We start from the raw sequence: 20,598 nt of genomic DNA, 5'->3' as shown, positions 1-20,598 counted from the left end.
ATTTCAAAACTTTACGGAGGCTGCGAGTCGGCATGGCAATCGAACCAAACAAGGTTATCTACTCCATGATCGGAGTGAGCAAGTTCTACGACAAGAAACCGGTCCTCAAGGATATCTATCTCTCCTATTTCTACGGCGCCAAGATCGGCGTTCTCGGCCTCAACGGCTCGGGCAAGAGCTCCCTTTTGAGGATCCTGGCCGGCGAGGACAAGGAGTTCAACGGCAAGACCATCCTCTCCCCCGGCTACACGGTCGGGATCCTGCACCAGGAGCCGCGGCTCGACGAGAGCAAGACGGTACGCCAGTGCGTGGAGGAGGGGGTCCAGGAAGTGGTGGACCTCGTTAACGAATTCAACGAGATCAACATGAAGTTCGGCGAGGAGATGACCGACGCGGAGATGGAGAAGCTCTGCGACCGCCAGGCGAAGGTTCAGGAGAAGCTCGACCACCTGGACGCCTGGGATCTCGACAGCCGGCTTGAGATGGCGATGGACGCCCTGCGCTGCCCGCCGGGCGACACGCCGGTCAACGTGCTGTCGGGCGGCGAGAAGCGCCGCGTCGCGCTCTGCCGCCTGCTTTTGCAGAAGCCGGACATCCTGCTCCTCGACGAGCCGACCAACCACCTGGATGCTGAGTCGGTGGCCTGGCTCGAGCAGCATCTGCAACGCTACGCCGGCACCATCATCGCCGTCACCCACGACCGCTACTTCCTCGACAACGTGGCCGGCTGGATCCTGGAGCTGGACCGCGGTCAGGGGATCCCCTGGCAGGGGAACTACTCCTCCTGGCTCGAGCAGAAGCAGGCCCGCCTGGCCCAGGAGGAGAAAGCCGAGAGCGAGCGTCAGAAGACCCTCAAGCGCGAGCTCGAGTGGATCAACATGTCCCCGAAAGGGCGCCACGCCAAAGGAAAGGCGCGCATTACCTCCTACGAGGAACTCCTCAACACCGAGAGCGAGAAGCATGCGAAGGAGCTGGAGATCTACATTCCGCCCGGGCCGCGTCTGGGGGGCGTGGTGGTCGAGGCGGACAACGTCAGCAAGGGGTACGGAGACAAGCTCCTCGTGGAGGGGATGTCCTTCAGGCTGCCGCCCGGCGGCATCGTAGGGGTGATCGGCCCCAACGGCGCCGGGAAAACCACCCTCTTCCGGATGATCACCGGAGAGGAGCAGGCCGACTCCGGCAGCTTCAAGATCGGCGAGACCGTGAAGCTCGCCTACGTCGACCAGAGCCGTGATGCATTGGATCCCAACCAGACCATCTGGGAGGCGATCTCCGGCGGGCAGGAGCAACTGCAGCTCGGCAAGCAGCTGGTCAACTCCCGCGCCTACGTGGCCCGCTTCAACTTCTCCGGCACCGACCAGCAGAAGAAGGTGGGGATGCTCTCCGGCGGCGAGCGAAACCGCGTCCACCTGGCCAAGATGCTCAAAGAGGGCGGCAACGTCGTCCTCCTCGACGAACCGACCAACGACCTCGACGTGAACACCATGCGGGCCTTGGAAGAGGCCCTGGAGAACTTCGCCGGCTGCGCCGTGGTCATCTCCCACGACCGCTGGTTCCTGGACAGGATCGCCACCCACATCCTCGCCTTCGAGGGGGACAGCAAGGTGGTCTGGTTCGAGGGGAACTACTCCGAGTACGAGGAAGACCGTCACGCCCGTCTCGGCACCGCCGCCGACCAACCCCACCGCATCCGTTACCGCCAGCTGACCAGGGTGTAATCAGGTCACGAGATAACCGGCAATTGAAAAAGGGGCGCCCCAACAGGCGTCCCTTTTTTGTTTGCTACTTTTACCCTCGCCCTTCAGGAGCGAGGGGTGGCCGCAGGCTATTTCAATATATCCCTCGCCAGGAGAGAGGGTGGCCGAAGGCCTTCTCTATACATACCCTCGCCCCTTTAGGGGAGAGGGTGGCCGAAGGCCGGGTGAGGGAGGTTTTGAGCCCCAACGAGCCGGAGAAAGCCGGGAGGTCCAGGGTGAGGATGGGGTTACCTTACCCTGTCTTCCGCCCAATCCCATAGATCACCTCATAGGTCGCCGGGATGCCGCTCTCGTCCCCGAACTTCCTCCGATAGGTCTCCATCATCTCCAGCATCACCCGCCGCTCCGACAGCCCCTTCCTCGCCACCGGCGCCGTCGTATTGGCCCCGATCCGCTTGATCGAGCGGAGAAGATCGGGAACGTCCGCATGCCGTTCCACCTCCAGGTCCGAGAAGACGTTGACCGCCGAGAACCCCGCTTTCTCCAGGGCGGAGCGGACATCCTCGGTGGTAAAGAAGTCGAGGCTGCGGTCGGGGCCACCGGTAAGCGACGCCCGGTACGATTCGCGCAGCTCAAACAGGGTCTTCTCCCCGAAGAGGGCGAAGCAGAAGAGCCCCCCCGGCAGAAGAACGCGGTTCATCTCGGTGAACGCACCGTCGAGAGTGGAGAGCCACTGGAAGGTCGAGGTCGAGACGGCCAGGTCGAACGAGGCGGTGGCGAAGGGAAGCCTTTCCGCGTCGGCGTTCACCAGATTCACCCTACGGTGGGCAAGAGCGGCAAGGGCGGTCTGGCACATCCCGAAGGCGAGATCCGCCCCGACCGCCAGCGCATCCGGATAGAGCTCTGCCAGCCGGCCGAGAAGCTTTCCGGTCCCGGAGCCGACATCCAGCAAACGCCCGGGGTGAAGCGCTTCCGCGTCCACCATGGCGGCAATCCGGTCGACCACCCGCGGCTGCACCTGCGCATGGCGGTCGTACTCGCCCGCATGGCGGTGAAAGGAACCCCGCACCTTGTCCCTGTCGATAGTGGCGACCATCTAGCTCCCTTGCTCCCCGGAGCTCCGCAGGAAGGTCCGAACGATTTCGTTGAAGCGCTCCGGCTGCGTCATGAAAGGCGCGTGCCCGCACCCCGGCATGATCTCCAGGGTCGCGTGCGGCATCCTTTCGGCCATGAAGGTGGAGGCCGAAGCGGGGCAGATGGCGTCCTGCTCTCCGTGCACGAGCAGGATCGGCCGGTCCACTGCCGAAAGGCCCATCCTTAGGTCCGCCGTGGAAAGAATCTTGAGCGCCTCGGCGGCCGCCCCCTGGTCCGGAGATTTCCCGTTCATGACGATCTCGTGCACGATCCGCTGATAGCGTGCCTTCTCCATCTCCCCTTCCACGAACATCCCTTTGAAGAAATCCCCCATCGTTTTGGAGTAGTCCCGGCGCAACCTGAGCCCCAACCCCTTCACCTCTTTGGGGGCCTGCCCGTAGGGATACCCCTCCTCGGTGGTGAAGCGCGGGGTGCCCCCCACCAGCACCATCGACGAAAGGCGTGGGCGCAGTCTGGTAAAGGCTTGCAGGGAGACCTGCACGCCAAGCGACCAACCGATCAGCACCGCATCCTGCAGCTGCCGGGCCTCGAAGAAAGCGACCAGGTCGGCTGCAAAGTCCTCCAGTGCGTACCCGGGAGCGGTCGAGGAATGTCCATGCCCCCGCTGGTCCAGGAAGATCAGGCGGCCGCAGTCGGCGAGCTCCCGCTGGAACTGCCAGACCCGTCCGGACATGGCCCAGCCGTGCACGAAGACGATGGGGCGCCCACCGCCGATTTCCTCGTAGTTGATCGTTACCTGTGGAAGTTCAATGAAAGGCATCTTGCTCCTGGCTTAATCCAGACTCAACCCCATCCTCACCCTGCCCCTCCCCTTGAAGGGGAGGGAACTCCCCCCCGGCCTCTTCCCTCAACTTCCCTCAACTTCCAAACACACCCACCCCTTCAAGGGGAGGGCTGGGGTGAGGATGGGGTCACTCCGAGCTCCCTGCCGACGGCGATGATAGCGTCAGCCGCCTGTTCCAGTTCGGCAGACTCATGGGTGGCCATAATGGTGCAGCGCAGCCGGCAGCTTCCCTGGGGGACGGTTGGGGGGCGGATCCCCTGGACGAAGATCCCCTGCTCCAGGAGGCGGCGGGTGAATTCCATGGTGGCCTCGGCCGGCCCCACCCGGATGGGGACGATCTGCGTCTCGCTCCCCATGGTGTCGAAGTCGGCGGCTTCAATACGTTGCTTGAAGAGCTCCACGTTCTCCCACAGGCGCGCCCTCAGGCGTCCCCCCTCCGGGGAATCCACCAGCTCGACCGCCGCCAGCGAGGCGGCCAGCACCGCGGGGGGAAGGGACGTGGAGAAGATGAAGCTGCGGGATTTATTGACAAGGTACTCCCGGATTTCCCGGGAGACGCCGGCATAAGCGCCAAAGCTGCCGAAGGCCTTCCCGAGGGTCCCCATCTGGATGTCGACACCGTCCATGACGCCTAGAAGCTCGGCGCTGCCGCGGCCCGTCTCCCCGAGCACGCCGCAGCCGTGGGCATCGTCCACCATCAGCAGCGCATCGTAGCGCCTGGCCAGTTCGACCAGTTTCTTCAACGGGGCGATGTCGCCGTCCATGCTGAAGACGCCGTCGGTGACGATCAGCCTCCTCCCCTTCCCTCCCCTTTCCTCCAAGAGACGCTCCAGGGCCGCCATGTCGCAGTGGGGATAGCGGTAAAAGGAGGCGCGGGAAAGGAGGGCGCCGTCCACGATGCTCGCGTGGTTCAGGCGGTCGGAGAAGATGGCGTCGCCGCGGCCGACCAGGGCGGAGACGATCCCCGTGTTGGCGGCATAACCGGAGTTGAAGAGGAGCGCGGTCTCGGTCCGTTTGAAGGCGGCGATCCGCGCCTCGAGAATCTCGTGGAGCTCCATGGTCCCCGAGACCAGCCGCGACGCACCGCTTCCCGCCCCGAGGCTGGCCCCCTCGGCGGCGGCCCTTTTCAGCAGCGGATGATCGGTAAGCCCGAGGTAGTTGTTGGAGCAGAGAAGAAGAACGTCCCTCCCGCCCAGCTCCACCCGGCTCCCTTGCGCGCCCCGGATAACCCGCAAATCGCGGTAAAGACCCTCGGCCCGCAGCGATTCAAGCTCTTCTGCGTATATCCCCATGACCCCTCCTCGGCCTGATCGATGAGGCCGGACCTCTGTTATTAACACAGGCCGGGCACCCCGTCAACCTGCCGAACCCAAGCGGTTAACAACGTGACGACTAGAGGGAAGAGGAGACCAGGTCGATGACGGTGATTTCGGGGGGAGCCAGGACGCGGACCGGAGGCCCCCAGGTGCCGGTGCCGCGGCTTACGTAGAGAAACGAGCCGTCGCCGGCCTTGGAAAGGCCCATCTTCACCGGATACGCCAGGTGGGTGAGGAGGTTGAAGGGGAAGAGTTGCCCCTTGTGCACGTGGCCGGAGAGCTGCAGGTCGAAGAGCCCCACCGCCTCCCTCTCCACAGCCGGGCGGTGCTTGAGGAGGACGGTGTAGCGTTGGGGAGCATGCCCGCGAAGAAGGAGGTGATCGGTGGCGCCTTTGCCGCCACGGGAAAGGGCAGGATCATCGACACCGGCGACGGTAAGGCAATCGCCGACCTCGACCGACTCCTCGCGCAGCAGCCGGAAACCGGCGTGCTCGGTGAAGGAGGAGGAGGGTACGGCCCCGGCGAAGGCCTCGTGGTTGCCCAGCACGGCATACTTGCCGAGCGGCGGCTTGATCCGCGCGAGCTCCCGGTCCAGGAAACGGAGGCCGTCTTTTTGTCCGTCCACGAGGTCACCGGTGCTGACCACCAGGTCGGGCTGCAACCGTTCGATCTCCGCGAGCATCCGCTCGAGCCTCTCCCGGCCGACCATCAGCCCGAGGTGAACGTCGGAGATCTGAACGATCCGGATCTTTTGCCCCGCGGGGATCTTGCCGCTGGCTAGGGTCACCCTCTCGATCTTCAGCGAGCGGGCCTCGAAATAACCGTACACGGTGGAGGCCAGGGCGATGGCAGCCGAAGCCGCGACCACCGCCGTTCCGGGGATCACCAGCGGGTGCCCCCAAAGCCAGCCGGCGAGGGCCAGCACTCCGGCCAGCAGGTCCATGGCCACGGAGGCGCTCAGGAAAAGGAAGAAAAAGCCCATCCAGAGATAGCCGAGGTAGCCGGCCACCTTGGCCGCCGTCTCGCAGCCGAAACGCTCCAGCATCCTCACCAGGATGGGGGCGAGCACCATGAGCAGGGCGAAAAGCGCGACCAGGGCGGGAAACGGGGGGGACAGGTGGAAGGTGTGCACCGTCCGGGAGAGCAGGTAAAGGTGGGCACCGCCATAGATGCAGAAGTAAATTGCCAGAAACAGGAGCATTAACCGTCACCTCGGAAGAGATGCGGTCACTTTAACACACGCGCGGCCGGCAGGCGATGTAAACAACATGACCTGGCGCCACGCCACGGCCTGCTGCCGGATAAGCGCCCGTTTCGGTCCGGCGGCCTTCCAGGCCGGGGCGACGAGATAGCGATCTCGCCATGCCAATCCGTTCACAATGCTCACCCGGCCAGGGTGGTGGCCGGGATCGAGGCGGGGGCGCGGACGGCCTCCGCGTAGAGGGGGGCGGGACGGAAAGGCAACGCCAATACCTCGCCCAGCGTCACCTGCCGGGGATCCTGGCAATCCGGTACCCCGAGGGTCACCGCGTCCTGCGGCACGTTGAGCCGGATGGTGCCGTGGATGTAGTCCGGCCAGCTGAAGATGGTCGACCAGTTGGAGTCGGTCTCGGCACGGACGATGGAGTGGTGGATCCCGTGCATGCGCGGGGTGACGATCAAACGGCAGAGCAGCCGCTCGACCGGGAGGGGAAGCCGCAGGTTGGAGTGATGGAACATGATGGCAAGGAGGGTGAGGGTCTGCCAAAGGGCCAGGGAAAACGGCGAAATCCCGAGCAGGGCGATTTGGGCGGCCCGCCAGGGGACCGACAGGATCAACTCGCCGGAATGGAAGCGGAGAGCGGTGCTGGCGTCGAGGTCCAGGTCGACGTGGTGGGGCTTGTGAAAGCGCCAAAGGAGCGGGACCTTGTGGGTCAGGTAGTGCCAGATGAAAAGGGTGTAGTCGAGCAGGATCACGGAGAGGACGACCTCCGCCGCCACCGGGAGCCTCATCAACTTCAAAAGCCCGAACTGGCGTCGCTCCACCGCCAGGGCGAGCCGGGTCACCACCGGCTTCTCGGCCAGCGAAACGGTCGCCCCCGCCATGAGGGCGACCGCCCCGTTTCTGACGTCCCTGGCCAGCTTTTCCTGTCGATTCCTTCTCAGGGGGCGGGCGAGTTCAAGGCAGGTAACGGCGGCGAAGGTTCCGAAAATCAGGGTGGCGTTGAGCCAGCCGGGAAGTTGTCCGGTCATGGTGCGTGATCTGCGCGACACGAGGAACTCCTTTCGTTATTAACCTGGCGGGGCGGTGAACGAATTCGGCGGCGGTCCAGGCGAGGTAGTTTCCCATCCCCTTCGCGCCCGGCGGCCACGTGCCCCCATTGTAGCTTCCCGCCCCCCGCTGTCAATTCGGGGTGCTTTGGCGAAGGGCTCCCGGGATCTCCCCTTCTTGACCATGGAAACCGCCGCCTTACAATTAGAATGTTCTCAACACCACCCACAATTTCACCGTCAGCGACCGGAGCTTTCGTTCCAGATGAAACGAGGAGGGCGCCATGCCGATGATCGTCAAGACCGTGCAGATCCTGGTACATGCCGAATACGAGACGCTCTGGAAGTTACTGCTGGACCGGCTGGAGAATCCCGGGCGCTACCTGCCGGGGGTCACCGAGGCGCGGATAACCGAGAGGACGGATGAATGGGTGGTCAGGGACCTGAAACTGCACGGCGAGGACGTGAAGGAGAGAATCCTGGTGCGACCCTGCGACGGCGAGTTGCGGCACGAACTGATCGAGCACCCTCAGTTCAACGGCTTCATCGTCACCAAGATCGTGCGGACCGCGCGGCAGAGCCCGGTGGCGCCTCTTTACCTGGAATACGACCTCGACCTGCAGACCCGCTCGTTCAAGGTGCAGGGGGCGGTGCCGGGAGAGGCGGAGATCATGGCCGGGATCCACACCGAGATGCAACGGCTGAAATCGCGGGCCGAAGAGATGGACAGCCGGGGGTGATCCGCGGCAAGCCGGAGGAGACGATGAGATCGACCACGTTCGCCTGTCTCGCTTTCCTGCTCGTCGCCCCCGGATGGGAGCCGGCGGCCTGGGGTGAGGCCCCCAAATGGGTCCTGATCGACGAGAACCAGGGATCGAGCTATTTCTTTAACGCGGGGGAGGCCAAGCCGCCGAAGGCGGGCCTCGTCCAGGTAACGACCCGGGTGGTCTACACGGACGAGGGGAAGCGGGAGGCGCTGAAGATGCTGGCGACCGACGGCAAGCTCGCCAACCTGTACGAGACGCGGTACCACCACGAGATCGACTGCGACGACATGGAGAGCCGCCTCCTCGACGTGACCCACCTGGACCGGCAGGGGGGGACTCTCCGTTACACCAACGTGTCGCAGCTGACCGACTGGGAACCGGTCGCCCCCCAGGCACGCATGAGCCTGGTGGCGGCCCTCGCCTGCCGCTAGCGCCCGTTACCTCTCTCGGCGGTACTCCTGCCTGAGCAGAAGATCCATGATGACCAAGGCTGCCATGCTCTCCACGATCGGGACCGCCCGGGGGACCACGCACGGGTCGTGGCGTCCCTGGGCCTGGAGGACGGTCTCGCTCCCGTCGAAAGCCGCCGTCTGCTGGCTTAACCCGATGGTGGCGGGAGGCTTGAAGGCGACCCGGAAGTAGATCGCTTCCCCGTTGGAGATCCCCCCCTGAACGCCGCCGCTGTAGTTGGTCGCGGTCCCCAGGCGCTCCCCCTTCCGAACGAAGGGATCGTTGTGGCGGCTCCCCCTCATGGCGCTCCCGGCGAACCCGGAGCCGATCTCGAACCCCTTGGTGGCCGGAATGGAAAGCATGGCGTGGGCCAGGAGGGCCTCCAGCTTGTCGAAGACCGGCTCCCCCAGCCCGACCGGGACGTTGCGGCAGACGCACCCCACCACCCCGCCCACCGAATCCTTGTTGTCCCTCACCTGCGAGATCAGCTCGATCATCGACTGGGCCGCCTTGGGATCCGGACAACGGACCGGTGAGGCATCCACCAGCGCCCGCTCGATCCTCGCCAGGTCGACCGCCCCCCCGGCTATCCCGCCGACGGAGTCCACCCAGGCCACGATCTCCACACCGTGCCGCTGGCAAAGGAACTTCTCCGCGATGGCCCCGGCCGCCACCCGGCCGATGGTCTCCCGCGCGCTCGACCTCCCGCCGCCGCTGGCCGCTCGCCGGCCGTACTTCTCCTGGTAGGTGAAGTCGGCATGGGACGGCCGCGGGACGGCGGACATCTCCTGGTAATCCCCGGGGCGCTGGTCGAGGTTACGGACCATGAGGGCGATGGGGGTCCCCAGGGTGAAGCCGTTTTCCACCCCGGAGAGGATGGTCACCGCGTCCTCCTCGTTTCTCGGGGTGGTCAGGGTGCTCTGGCCGGGGCGGCGGCGGTTTAGCTGCGGCTGGATATCCTCCTCGCTCAGGGCGAGGCCGGCGGGACAGCCGTCGACCACCGCGCCGACCGCCTGGCAGTGGCTTTCTCCGAAGGTGGATACCCGGTACAGGGTGCCGAAGAGCGATGACATGATGGGGTTCCTTTGTGGGGGTGCTGAAGGGTTAGAAACGCCGGGCGACCAGGACCACCAGCGAACGGGCGGTCAGCAGGTAGCGATCCTCCTGCACCGCGGGGGCATCACCCCAATGGACGATGTCCTCCGGGGAGGGGAGCGCCGTGTCGATCCAGCGGTACCACGCCTGGCCGGGGAGCCGGTCCGGTGAAGGGAGGTGGAAGCAGAGCGGCCGCCAGTAGGCGTTGATCATGAAGTGAAAGACCACCCGGCGGCTCATGCTCCAGGCGGTGAGGGCGAGGCTGTGCGATTCGTGGCTCCAGTCGGGGGATCCGAGCCTGACGCCGTGCCACTCGAGGCGGGCCTGGCCAAGCAGCCGGTTGAGCACCTTGTCGGCCATGGCCGGGTCGCTGTGCCGTATCTTGGTGGTGATCAGTTCGCGGGTGAAGCGGAGGACGTCCGCGTGCCGCTGCACGTCGCCCCAGTCGAACCAGCCGATCTCGTTGTCCTGGCAATAGGCGTTGTTGTTGCCGAGCTGGGTGCGCCGGACCTCGTCCCCCATCAGGATCATGGGGGTTCCCAGGGCCAGCAGGGTGACCGCCAGGAAGTTCTTCACCTGCCGGTTCCTCAGGGATTCGATGGCGGGATCCTTGCTCGGCCCCTCGTATCCGCAGTTCCAGCTCAGGTTGTGATCCGAGCCGTCCCGGTTGTCCTCGCCGTTGGCCTCGTTGTGCTTGCGGGTGTAGGAGACCAGGTCGTTCAGGGTGAAGCCGTCGTGGCAGGTGACGAAGTTGATGCTCTGCTCGGGCTCGCGCTCCTGGTGCCCGTAGATGTCGGGGCTCGCCAAAAGCCTCGCCGCGAAACGGGAGACGACCCCGTTGTCCCCCTTCAAAAAGCGCCGGACGTCGTCGCGGAACTCCCCGTTCCATTCCTTCCAGCTGTCGCCGATGAAGCTCCCCACCTGGTAGAGCCCCCCGGCGTCCCACGCCTCGGCGATCAGCTTGATGCCGGCCAGCGCCGGGTCGGATTCGATGTCCCAGAGGATGGGGGGGTTCTTGAGCGGCCTCCCCTCACCGTCGCGGGAAAGGATGGAGGCAAGGTCGAAGCGGAAGCCGTCGACGTGCATCTCCTTGACCCAGAAGTGGAGGCTGTCGATGATGAGCCGGCGCACCACGTGGTGGTTGGCGTTCATGGTGTTGCCGCAGCCGGTGTAGTTGAGGTAGTTGCCGTCGGGGTCGAGGGAATAGTAGACGTCGTTGGCGAAGCCGCGGAAACAGACGGTGGGGCCGTTGTGGTCCCCCTCGGTGGTGTGGTTGAAGACGACGTCGAGGATGACCTCGATGCCGGCCTTGTGCAGTGCCTTCACCATGTCGCGAAACTCGTCCAGGGGCCCCAGGGGGTCCTGCCGGGAACTGTAGGCGGCATGGGGGGCGAAGAAGGAGACCGGACTGTAGCCCCAGAAGTTGTGCAGCCCGTTGGGGGCGTCCTCGCGGTCGAACTGGAAGACCGGCAGGAGCTCCACCGCGGTGACGCCGAGCTCCACGAGGTAGGGGATCTTTTCGATGAGGCCGGCGTAGGTTCCCCGTTTCTCCTCGCGCACCCCGGAGGAGGGATGCCTGGTGAAGCCGGCCACGTGCATCTCGTAGATGACGGTGGCCGAGTAGGAGCGCTTGAGCGGGACGTCCCCCTCCCAGTCGTATCCCCTCGGGTCGGCGACCACGCTCTTCATCGCCCAGGCCATGTTGTCGCCCGGCACGCAGGCGAGACTCCGGTCGTACCCTTTTGGCACGGCGACCGCGCGGCCGTAGGGGTCGATCAGGAGCTTGCCGGGATCGAAGCGAAGCCCCCGCTGGGGGACGAAGGGGCCAGCCACCCGGTAGCCGTAGAGCTGGCCGGGGCCCACCTCGGGAACGAAGATGTGCCAGTAGTGGTAGGTGCGGTTGCGCCGGGGATCGAGGGTGATGATCCGGGAGGGGACCCCGTCATCGGGGTCATCGAAAAGGAGGAGTTCGACGGCGGTGCAGTCCCGGGCGAAAACACTGAAGTTGACGCCGCCGGGAAAGACGGTGGCGCCCAGCGGGGAGCTGTTTCCACGGTGCAGCTCACAGTACTTGTGGCCGGATCTGTCAGTCACTATAGCCATAGAGCACGGTTTCCAGGTACGGCTGAGTGAGAGGTCGGTTTCAGGGATAGATTCACTGAGAACTATAGACCATCGGACATCTTAGTCAAATTGAGAACGGCGCTATCTTCTCACTCTGCGGATTCGAGGGAGTGGTGGGTGGAGGATGGCCGCCTCCAGGCAAGGAGCAGACCCGCGGCGGCGAGCAGGGTGCAAAGCCAGGCCAGCCAGTCGCCGAACCGGAGGTAGACCGTGCGCCCGCTCATGAGGGGAACCCGGTCCTCGATGGACTCCCGGGTCCAGACCCCGGTGCGGCTGACGATCCGGCCGACCGGGTCGACGAAGGCCGAGATCCCGGTGTTGGTCACCCGCACCAGCGGGCGGCGGTGCTCGATGGAGCGGAAGCTCGCCAGAGCGAGGTGCTCCATCGGCTCGGTCGAGTTCCCGTACCAGGAGTCGTTGGTGAGGTTGAACATGACCTGGGGGACGCGGTGCTCCCCGCCCCCCTTCATGAGACGGCGGATACGGGAGGGGAAGATGTCCTCGTAGCAGATGCTGACCGAGAGGGGATGGTTGCCGAGCATGAGAGGGGCGTTGCTGGTCCCGGCGGTGAACTTCGCGGTGTAGGGGAGCCAGGAGTAGAGGACGGGGAAGAGATCACCGAGCGGTACGTACTCGCCGAAGGGGACCAGGACGCTCTTGTCGTAGGTGCCGAGGATCTTTCCCGCGGCGTCGGTGAGCAGGGCCGAGTTGGAGACCTGCATCTCCTTGCCGACCTGCTGCTGCACGATGCAGGCCCCCACCAGCATGGGGGTGCCGGTGGCGCCCAAAAGGGCGGGGGGAATGCTCCCTTCCCGGCTCGACATCCTCAGGCCGCAGATCCCTTCCGGCCAGACGATCAGGTCGAGGGGGCCGGACGCCGCCAGCGAGCGGGACATCTCCTGGTGTTCGCGCACCCGGGCGTCGGGGTCGGAAAGATTCTCGGCCCCGCCGCGGTTGGTCTGCACCAGGCCGACCTTCAGCTTGGTCGCGGCGGCGGCCTCACGGTCGACGGTGCCGATGCGCCAGCTGCCATAGGCTACCACCAGCGCCAGTACGAGGACGAGGGTGGCGGCGCTCCTGACGGGGAAGGTGCGCCTTTCGGCGAGGGAAACGAGGAGGTGGTAGACGGTGGCGTTGATGTAGACCACCAGGAAACTGACCCCGAGGACCCCGGTGAGATCGGCAATCTGGGTCAGGCGGGGAAGGAGGTACTGGCTGGCGCCCAGGTAGTTGGGGAATATCTCGGGCCAGACGAATTCGGCTACCGTCCAGCAGACCGGGGCGACCCAGACCACGCTCCAGCCGGTCCGGCCGGTGATGAGCCGGGTACTCCAGGCCCAGGCGGCGAAGACGATGCCGTTGGCCATGGCCAAAAGCACAAGTCCCAGCACCCCGACCGGCAAAGGCGCCCCGGCGAACTGCCGGAACATCCCCACGATCCAGTAGAACCCCCCGAGGTGCGCCACCGTCCCCGCCACCCACCCGAGGAGAAAGGCCCGCTTCGGCCGCTGCCCGCGGATCGCCCAGAGGACCGGCACCAGCGCGATCCACTCAAGGTAGAACTGGTCGAATCCGGCGTAGCCGGCGAAGAAGAGGACACCGCCCACCAGGGCGGCCAGCCAGGGAAGGAGCGGGGAGTTCGATCTGGGATCAGCGTTCACGGCGATTCCTTTGGGTGGCGTTAACGACGGGATGGGAGGATTGGGAAGATAGCACAGGCGGCCCACAAACTCAATTCACCAAGGGGTTGCGAAAAGGCGCCCCGAAGAGCGCCCCTGGCGGAGGTCAGCCTACCCTCTTACTTGGGCGGAGGGGGCTGGTAGTCGGGTGGAACCGGGTAGGAGGGTGCCGAACGCGTACGCGCCCGCACGCCGGGGACCTGGTTCCCCTTGGCGTACATGCACTGGACGTAACCGATGTCGTAGCGGCGCTGGGCCTCGTCGCCGGAGTAGCGCCCCGAGCCGGACCCGGCGGCGGTCCCCACCAAAAGGCCGCTGCCGCCTCCGATGGCGGCGCCGGCCCCCGGGTTTCCCGCCGCGGCGCCCAGGGCGGCACCCGCGCCGGCACCGACCAGGGTCCCCACCGCCGCCCCTTTGACCGTGGAGCTGCCGGCGGCCTCACCGGGAGACATCCCGATACGCTCCCCTGCCCACTGGCGGCAGAGGGCGTCGTCAGTCATGAACTGGTCGAACGACTTGCCCGCAGCCGGCAGGACCATCACGCTCGGCCCGGTGGGCATCGTCTCACACCCCGCCGCCAACAGGAGGGCGAGCAGGGTCAGCACCTTGATGGTCGTCTTTTCCATGGCAGACCTCCTTCTACTCGGGTGGCGTCTCCGGTGGCGTGGCCGGGGTGGGAGCCACCCTCATCCAGCCGCCGGGGCAGCGTTTCACATACGGGTAGTAGCCGTTGGACTCCTTGCAGTAGTACCAGTATCCCTGCGGTTCCTCCGGTGCGCTCGGCTGCATGATGTACTCCTGGGGTTGCGGCTGCTGGATGATCACCGAGGGGGAGGAGTAGTAGGGATAGGCGTAGTACGGGTAGAAAGGATAGAAGAAGGGGTCCCAGAACCAGGGGCCACCGATGAAGACGCCCCCGCGGAAGTGGCCGCCGTGATGATACCCGCCGCCGCGGAATCCACCGCCGCGCGCGATGTGGCCTCCCCCACCCCGTCCCACGAATGCTCCGTGTCCGCCACGCTGCGCATAGGCCGAGTCGTCGAGTGGTGCTGACAGGCAGCAGGCGAGAACCATGAGCGGCAACAACAAGACGATGAAGAGCTTGTGTTTCATGGCCACCCCCCTTTGAGACTGAAGTTTTATTCTTACCGTTAGTATACGCCCTTAGGGGGGGTAACGGGAATGGGTGGCGGCCTGCGGAGCGGCGCAGCGACCGAGGCGGCCGGGGCCTCCGCCTGCCGGATCAACCGGTACGGCTGCGGTCGGCCAGGAAGCGGTAGAGAGGGGTGGGCATGATGGTGCGGGCCACGATGCGGGAGAGGTAGGCGGCCACCAGGAAGGGGATGATGAGGACGTGTTCGTCGGTCATCTCCATGACGATGATGACGGCGGTGAGGGGGGCCTGGACGACGCCGGAGAAAAAGCCGACCATGCCGAGCAGGGCACAGGCCTTGAAGTTGGCCAGGTGGCAGATCTTGGCCAGCGACAAACCGATGGCGGCACCGATGGAAAGGCAGGGGGAGAAAATCCCGCCGGCCATTCCTGAAAGGTAGGAGAGCACGGTGGAGAAAAACTTCTCAGGTGCGAAAAGGAGCGGCCACCCACCGACGCTCTCGCTCTCCAGGTAGTGCTTGGTGATCTCATAGCCGGACCCCCCCGTAGTCCCGTGGCTGAAGAAGTTGACGGCCGAGCAGAGGATGCCGCAGTACAATGCCTTGCGCCACGGCTCTTTCGGGAGGGCGAAGATTTCCGGGTGGGCCAAAAGGCGGGCGAAGGCTCCGCCGGCCACCCCGCCGACCACCGCGAGTGCCAAGGTCTCCGGGAAGAGGATCGGGCTCTGCGGGTGAAGGCTCGGGTGGCCGAAATAGAGGTAGTTGCCGGCCATGGCCATGGCGGCGATACCGGAGACGATCACCGCCAGCATGATCATTTCCCGGAACTCCCCGAGGATCCCTTCCGTCACCTCCTCGATCGCGAAGGCGATGCCGGCCAGGGGGGCGTTGAAGGCCGCGGCCACCCCGGCGGCGGCACCGGCGGTCAGGAAGGTGCGGAAGTCGACCTCGGGGACCCTTTTGCGGAGAAACCGCCCGAAGGCGGCGAATACCGATGCCGAGATCTGCACCGTGGGGCCCTCGCGGCCGATGGAGGCCCCCGCCAGCGTGCCGACGGCGCTGGAGAGGACCTTCACTACCGCCGTTCTTAACGACACGAGCGAACTTATCCACGGGGGGGGATCGTCCTTCCCCGCCTCCTGGGCCCGGTCGATGGCCTCCAGGACCTGGGGTATGCCGCTGCCGCGGGCGTCGGGGCCGAACCGCTGGACCAGCAGGGTGGCGACCACGAAAAGCAGCGGGGTCCCCGCCGCCATGAGGTAGGGATGGCCGGCAAAGAGAGCGAAGTACCCCTTCTGCATGAGGCCCACCAGGCGCGCAAAAAGAACCGCGGCCTCTCCTACCAAGGCGGCCGCGGTCCAGATCATCACCTGCATGTATGTCTTACGTCTCAATCCCATGGTTCGATAGCTTCCCTGCCAGGGACCGCCACGGGCAAGCCGGCTCGATGCCGAGCCGGCTGCCGTACGATCCTACCGCACCACCAGTTCGTCGCGGCGGTTCTTGGTCCAGGCCGCCTCGTCGTGACCGGGATCGGCCGGCTTCTCCTTGCCGTAGCTGATCACCGAGAGACGTTCAGCGGGGATACCGAGGGAGGTCAGGTACTTCTTGGCGGCCTGGGCACGCTTCTCACCGAGGGCCAGGTTGTAGTCGTCAGAGCCGCGCTCGTCGCAGTTCCCCTGGATCTGGACCTTCACCCCGGAGTCCTTCCTGATCAGCTCGGCGTCCTTGGCAAGGCGCTCGCGGGCTTCCTTGGAAAGGGAGGCGGAGTCGAAGTCGAAGTAGACCTTTTCGAGCCCGGCCTTCAGCTCGGCCGCCTCGCGCTGGGATGCGGCGGCAGCATTTGCCGCCTGGACGGCTTGGGCGGCCTGTCCTGCCGCGGCGGCGTCCGGCTGGACGTTCTCCGGCTTCACACGGGAGGTGTCCCGGCTGGCGTCGGCCGCCGCGGTCGGGGCCGGAGCCGGCGGGGCGGGCGCCTTGGCGACCGTGGCGGACGGAGCGATCGGCTCCTCCTTCTTTACCGTTTCCTGCTTGGCACAGCCCCCGGCGAAGGTGAGAAAACCGGCCAAGGCTACCAGAGCTAACATCTGCTTCTTCATTACTGCCTCCTCGACTTCCAGCGCGTTTGAATGGTTCGTCCCCCAGTCTCTGCTTGACGCGGTAATTTGGGACGGATATAATTTGTGCCACTAATTATCTGGCACGCTAATAAGTTTGTCAAGCGGCTTCAGGAGGTCTTGTGCGAAAAAAAAAGCGGCAGGAGATAGAGGAAGCCATCAACGACCTCCGGCGGATCTACCAGGCCATCAACCAGTACTCCCGCACCGCAGAGAGGGAGACCGATCTCACCGGACCACAGCTTTGGGCCCTGCAGTTGTTATTCACGGCGGCCCCGATGCGGCTCTCCGAGCTGGCCGCAGGAATGTACCTGCGCCCCGCCACCGTGGTGGGGATCGTGGACCGGCTGGAGGCGAAGGGGCTGGTGACGCGGACCCGCTCGCTGGAGGACCGGCGCGCGGTGGACCTGGCGCTCACCCCGAGGGGGCAGGAGATGGTGGCCAATGCGCCGCAGGCGGCCCAGACCATGCTCCTCAAGGGGCTCGAGGCGCTTGGCGAACCGGAGCTGGAGCTGGTGGTGGAAGGGATGAAGCTCATGGTCCGGATCCTGGGGGCCGAGGGACTCATCCCGCAGCCGCTCGGCCTCGGGTGACGCTGCTCCGTTGACTTCAGGAGAGGCAGTGGCAAACTCGGCGGTCTACACCGGGCCCCACGACAGCAACACCCTGCTCGGGGCGGAGCCGCGGATGAACTACCCGGGAAAAACGGAAGGGAACTGGCTCTGGAGGTTCCAGGAAGGTGAGTACCGCCGGCACCCGGGACGGCTGGCCGACATGGCGACGAGGTACGGCCGGTCTCGTTGATTGTTCGGGAAGGGATTCCCTCCCCCCGGGCGGGGGGAGGGAGACAAAAACCTACTTGGCGCCGACCTTCGCCGCGGTGCTCTTGGCTAGCTCGAGGTGTTCTTCCAGGGTCGGCAGGGTCTTGTCGATCCACTGTTTAAGGGCAGGATCCTTGGCCTTCTTGGAAGCGGCCTTGAACTTGGCGACATCCTTCTTATGGTCCTTCACCATGGCGTGCATGTACTTCTTGTCGAATTCCGCCCCCGTATACTTGGAGAGCTTGTCGACCATGGCCTTGTCCTTGCGCTCCATCTGGGCAGGGAGCTGAAGGTTGTTCTGGGCCGCCAGCGCCTTGAGCTCGGCACCGGCCTTGGTGTGGTCGGTCTCCATCCGCTTGCCGAAGTCCTTGACCTCCTGCGCGGAACCGTTGGCCTGGGCCATCTTGCCGAGTTCGGCCTCCATATCACCGCCGCTGGCCGCATCCTTGATGAAGGCCTTTTCCGATGACGTCAACTTGTCGGCGCCCTGGGCGGTAAGCACCATGCCGCCGAACACCAACAGGGATACCACGGCCATCAATCCGACTACCTTTCTCATCGCAACCTCCTTGACGACCCTCTTTTATTTGAAAAATTTAACCATCAAAAGATACCCACGACCGTGCGAATGTCAACGGCCTCCTTGATTTTAATCCTTGTCGCCCATGAACGGCAACGCCCGTCCTTCTTCGCGGTCCCGCGCCGTCCCGCCATGACAGGGGACCCATGGCGGAGGTTGTCGCCAAGCCACGGTCACCGGTAGAGGCGCTGCTCGTCGGTGTAGTAGGTGATCTTGGAATTGATCTCTTCCTTGATGATGGGATGCCCGGTGGGGGAGAGCCTGCGTCCGGAAAGGTGGACGTCGAGGAAATCGCGCATCTCCCCCGAGATCGCGTCCGGCGTTCTCCTTTTGAGCTCGTCGATGGCGTGGCGCAGGACCACAGGAATCGCCTCGACCAGCGCGTCGACACCTTCCGGAGGTACCTTGCCCGCCAGCGACCTGGGGGAGATCCTCGCCTTCCAGAGGATCTCGTCCGAGTAGGCGTTGCCGATCCCCTTGATGATCTTCTGGTCGATCATCAGCGTCTTGACCGGCACCCGCGGCCGCTGCCGGAAGACCGTCTGCAGGTACTCGCGGGTCACCGCCAGGCCGTCCGGCACCCGTTCATCGACCCGCGGATTCAGATTCACCGTCGCCAGGCGCTTGGGATCGGTCACCGCCAGGGCAGTGGCATCCTTGAAGGAAAGGGCCAGGATGAGGGAGGGGAGTTGGAGGACATGCTCGTCATCGGAGAACTGGAAGCCCCCCTTCAGCATGAGGTGAACGAAGAGGGCGGTGCCGTTATCCATGCGGAAGGAGATCTCCTTCCCGGCCCGCTCAACGGCGGCGACGCGCCTGGAGACCAGGGAGAGGGAGAGTTCCTCGGGAGCGACGTTCAGCCGCTTGCCTCGAAATTCGGCCGCCGCGACCACCTTGCCGGTGACCACCTTGGCGAGGTTCTCCGCAAAAACTGTGAGATCGGGAAGTTCCGGCATGGCCCCCTCCTTGATAACGTGGCGCTCGCTCCCCTTCCTGGCGAAGCGGTAACTCGTACATGAACTATACCGGCAGCTGCCGCCCATGCCAGCGCGAGGGCGACCGCTAACGGGGCGGCCTGGGAGGATATCACCGTGGGGCGCTCTCCACCGTGAACCGCGGGGCTGGTTGCTAATGTATTTTTCTATGTTTCCCTGTAGGAATCAACGCATCGACAACCGGAAGGAGGGAACGGCATGACAGCAGAATGCCTGGTGAAATTAGGAAGGGCCATCTGTTTTTCCGTGGTGTTCGTCATGACCTGCGTTTCGACCGGCGGGTGCGAAAGCCGCGGTGGAGGGGCCGCAGAAGTCATCGGATTCCCCCAGTCGTTCGCAGACCTGGCGGAACGGGTCAAGCCGGCGGTGGTGAACATCAGCACCACCAGCAAGGTCAAGGTTCCCGGCACACCCTTTAGGCACTCTTTCGAGGGGCAGGATGACCAGGGGCTCAGGGATTTCTTCCGGCACTTTTTCGGCAACCTTCCCGACCGTGAGATGAAGCAGCAGAGCCTCGGATCCGGGTTCATCATCGACCCCGACGGCCACATCATCACCAACAACCACATGGTCGAGGGGGCGGATGAGATCAAGGTGAAGTTGTCGGATGGCCGCGAGTTCAAGGCCAAGGTCATCGGCAGGGACGCCAAGACCGATCTGGCGCTGATCAGGATAAGCTCGCCGGTCTCCAAGCTCCCGGTGCTGGTGCTGGGCGACTCGGACAAGATGCGGGTGGGAGACTGGGTGCTCGCGGTGGGGATCCCCTTCGGGCTCGAGCACACGGTCACCCAGGGGATCATCAGCGCCACCGGACGGGTGATCGGCAGCGGTCCCTACGACAACTTCCTCCAGACCGATGCCCCCATCAATCCGGGCAACAGCGGCGGGCCGCTGGTCAACCTCAAGGGGGAAGTGATCGGCATCAACACCGCCATCGTATCGGGGGGGCAGGGGCTCGGCTTCGCCATACCGAGCTCGCTCGCCAAATCGGTGATCGCCCAGCTCAGGGAAAAGGGAAAGGTGGTGCGCGGCTTTATCGGGGTCTCCATCCAGACCGTCACCCCGGACCTTGCCAAGTCCTTCGGTCTTCCCGATCCGAGGGGAGCCCTCATCGGCGACGTCACCCCGGACGGACCGGCCGACCGGGCGGGGCTCAAGCAGGGAGACGTCATCGTCACCTTCAACGGAGTCAAGGTGAAAGACGCCAACGACCTTCCCCGGCTGGTGGCCGAGACCCCGGTCGGCAAGAGCGTCCAGGTGACGGTGGTCAGAAACGGGAAAGAGGAGCGGCACACGGTGAAGGTGGCCGAATTGACCGAGGAGAAGGAGAAGAGCCAGGCGCCCGGCAGGCAGGCGCCGGAGCAGAGCCTGGGGATGGAACTTGAGGAGCTGACCCCGGAAATCCGGAGTCACCTGGGGATCTCGGAGAAGCGGGGACTGGTGGTGACCGGCGTCGACGATGGGAGCCAGGCGGAGGAGGCGGGAATCCAGGAAGGGGATGTGCTCGTGGAGGCCAACCGCCGGCCGGTAGGAACGGTAGCCGAACTGAACGACGCCCTCGCCAAGGCCAAAGGGCGCCCGGTGCTCCTCCTGGTGAAACGAGGTAAGGAAAGCTTCTTCGCCACCCTCGAAGGCGAATAACCACCTACCCTCGCC

At 65.0% G+C, this 20,598-nt stretch carries 20 protein-coding genes; 6 read left to right on the top strand and 14 right to left on the bottom strand.

Features of this window, described 5'->3' with window-relative positions; all coding sequences use genetic code 11:
• The first annotated feature begins 32 nt into the window (after nt 1-32).
• A complete protein-coding gene (ettA, locus tag ACYVL5_RS06020) occupies nt 33-1,718 on the top strand; it encodes an ABC transporter ATP-binding protein (protein WP_460594651.1) in 1,686 nt (561 codons plus the stop codon).
• 271 nt (nt 1,719-1,989) lie between these two features.
• Here ettA and bioC read toward each other — a convergent pair whose 3' ends face one another.
• The 5 genes from bioC to ACYVL5_RS05995 all read right to left on the bottom strand — a co-directional run bounded on the left by bioC (nt 1,990) and on the right by ACYVL5_RS05995 (nt 7,205).
• Nucleotides 1,990-2,793 (bottom strand): methyltransferase domain-containing protein, encoded by an 804-nt coding sequence (gene bioC, locus ACYVL5_RS06015; protein WP_460594650.1) that lies wholly within the window; start codon nt 2,791-2,793, stop codon nt 1,990-1,992.
• Entirely contained in the window at nt 2,794-3,612 is an 819-nt protein-coding gene (locus ACYVL5_RS06010) for an alpha/beta fold hydrolase (RefSeq protein WP_460594649.1), read from the bottom strand.
• Between the two features lie 122 nt (nt 3,613-3,734).
• Nucleotides 3,735-4,928: an aminotransferase class I/II-fold pyridoxal phosphate-dependent enzyme gene (gene bioF / locus ACYVL5_RS06005; protein WP_460594648.1), complete on the bottom strand. Its 1,194-nt coding sequence runs from the start codon at nt 4,926-4,928 to the stop codon at nt 3,735-3,737.
• A gap of 100 nt (nt 4,929-5,028) precedes the next feature.
• On the bottom strand, nt 5,029-6,153 hold the full coding sequence (locus tag ACYVL5_RS06000; RefSeq protein ID WP_460594647.1) for a metallophosphoesterase: 1,125 nt from the start codon (nt 6,151-6,153) through the stop codon (nt 5,029-5,031).
• Nucleotides 6,154-6,335: 182 nt separating this feature from the next.
• Complete coding sequence (locus ACYVL5_RS05995; RefSeq protein WP_460594646.1) at nt 6,336-7,205, bottom strand: sterol desaturase family protein; 870 nt, start codon at nt 7,203-7,205, stop codon at nt 6,336-6,338.
• Nucleotides 7,206-7,486: 281 nt separating this feature from the next.
• Here ACYVL5_RS05995 and ACYVL5_RS05990 point away from each other — a divergent pair, with 281 nt between their 5' ends.
• Entirely contained in the window at nt 7,487-7,942 is a 456-nt protein-coding gene (locus ACYVL5_RS05990) for an SRPBCC family protein (protein WP_460594645.1), read from the top strand.
• 23 nt (nt 7,943-7,965) lie between these two features.
• Entirely contained in the window at nt 7,966-8,400 is a 435-nt protein-coding gene (locus ACYVL5_RS05985; RefSeq protein WP_460594644.1) for a surface-adhesin E family protein, read from the top strand.
• A gap of 6 nt (nt 8,401-8,406) precedes the next feature.
• Here ACYVL5_RS05985 and aroC read toward each other — a convergent pair whose 3' ends face one another.
• The 7 genes from aroC to pal all read right to left on the bottom strand — a co-directional run bounded on the left by aroC (nt 8,407) and on the right by pal (nt 16,528).
• On the bottom strand, nt 8,407-9,492 hold the full coding sequence (aroC, locus tag ACYVL5_RS05980) for a chorismate synthase (protein ID WP_460594643.1): 1,086 nt from the start codon (nt 9,490-9,492) through the stop codon (nt 8,407-8,409).
• Nucleotides 9,493-9,523: 31 nt separating this feature from the next.
• A complete protein-coding gene (gene glgX / locus ACYVL5_RS05975) occupies nt 9,524-11,617 on the bottom strand; it encodes a glycogen debranching protein (protein WP_460594642.1) in 2,094 nt (697 codons plus the stop codon).
• Nucleotides 11,618-11,727: 110 nt separating this feature from the next.
• On the bottom strand, nt 11,728-13,299 hold the full coding sequence (lnt, locus tag ACYVL5_RS05970) for an apolipoprotein N-acyltransferase (protein ID WP_460594641.1): 1,572 nt from the start codon (nt 13,297-13,299) through the stop codon (nt 11,728-11,730).
• Nucleotides 13,300-13,436: 137 nt separating this feature from the next.
• Nucleotides 13,437-13,943, bottom strand: a complete 507-nt coding sequence (locus tag ACYVL5_RS05965; protein WP_460594640.1) for a glycine zipper family protein — start codon at nt 13,941-13,943, stop codon at nt 13,437-13,439.
• Nucleotides 13,944-13,956: 13 nt separating this feature from the next.
• Entirely contained in the window at nt 13,957-14,430 is a 474-nt protein-coding gene (locus ACYVL5_RS05960; protein WP_460594639.1) for a hypothetical protein, read from the bottom strand.
• A gap of 130 nt (nt 14,431-14,560) precedes the next feature.
• The gene (locus ACYVL5_RS05955; protein WP_460594638.1) at nt 14,561-15,823 is read right to left on the bottom strand and encodes a chloride channel protein; all 1,263 of its coding nucleotides are present in this window, start codon (nt 15,821-15,823) and stop codon (nt 14,561-14,563) included.
• A gap of 78 nt (nt 15,824-15,901) precedes the next feature.
• Nucleotides 15,902-16,528 (bottom strand): peptidoglycan-associated lipoprotein, encoded by a 627-nt coding sequence (pal, locus tag ACYVL5_RS05950; protein ID WP_460594637.1) that lies wholly within the window; start codon nt 16,526-16,528, stop codon nt 15,902-15,904.
• Between the two features lie 140 nt (nt 16,529-16,668).
• On the opposite strand from pal, the gene ACYVL5_RS05945 reads away from it, so the two are divergent.
• Together ACYVL5_RS05945 and ACYVL5_RS05940 are read left to right on the top strand one after the other, a co-directional pair.
• A complete protein-coding gene (locus ACYVL5_RS05945) occupies nt 16,669-17,139 on the top strand; it encodes a MarR family winged helix-turn-helix transcriptional regulator (protein WP_460594636.1) in 471 nt (156 codons plus the stop codon).
• A 28-nt stretch (nt 17,140-17,167) separates the two neighbouring features.
• Nucleotides 17,168-17,350 carry a hypothetical protein gene (locus tag ACYVL5_RS05940; RefSeq protein ID WP_460594635.1) on the top strand — a complete coding sequence of 61 codons (183 nt, stop codon included), beginning with the start codon at nt 17,168-17,170 and terminating at the stop codon, nt 17,348-17,350.
• Nucleotides 17,351-17,401: 51 nt separating this feature from the next.
• Here the strand turns inward: ACYVL5_RS05940 and ACYVL5_RS05935 are convergent, their stop codons facing one another.
• On the bottom strand, nt 17,402-17,926 hold the full coding sequence (locus ACYVL5_RS05935) for a DUF4142 domain-containing protein (protein WP_460594634.1): 525 nt from the start codon (nt 17,924-17,926) through the stop codon (nt 17,402-17,404).
• Between the two features lie 194 nt (nt 17,927-18,120).
• Nucleotides 18,121-18,903 carry an Fpg/Nei family DNA glycosylase gene (locus ACYVL5_RS05930; protein WP_460594633.1) on the bottom strand — a complete coding sequence of 261 codons (783 nt, stop codon included), beginning with the start codon at nt 18,901-18,903 and terminating at the stop codon, nt 18,121-18,123.
• Nucleotides 18,904-19,140: 237 nt separating this feature from the next.
• On the opposite strand from ACYVL5_RS05930, the gene ACYVL5_RS05925 reads away from it, so the two are divergent.
• The gene (locus tag ACYVL5_RS05925) at nt 19,141-20,583 is read left to right on the top strand and encodes a DegQ family serine endoprotease (protein WP_460594632.1); all 1,443 of its coding nucleotides are present in this window, start codon (nt 19,141-19,143) and stop codon (nt 20,581-20,583) included.
• The last annotated feature ends 15 nt before the right edge of the window (nt 20,584-20,598 follow it).

The sequence above is a fragment of the Geomonas sp. Red276 genome (assembly GCF_054784495.1).
This window is presented reverse-complemented; position numbering and strand designations above follow the sequence as displayed.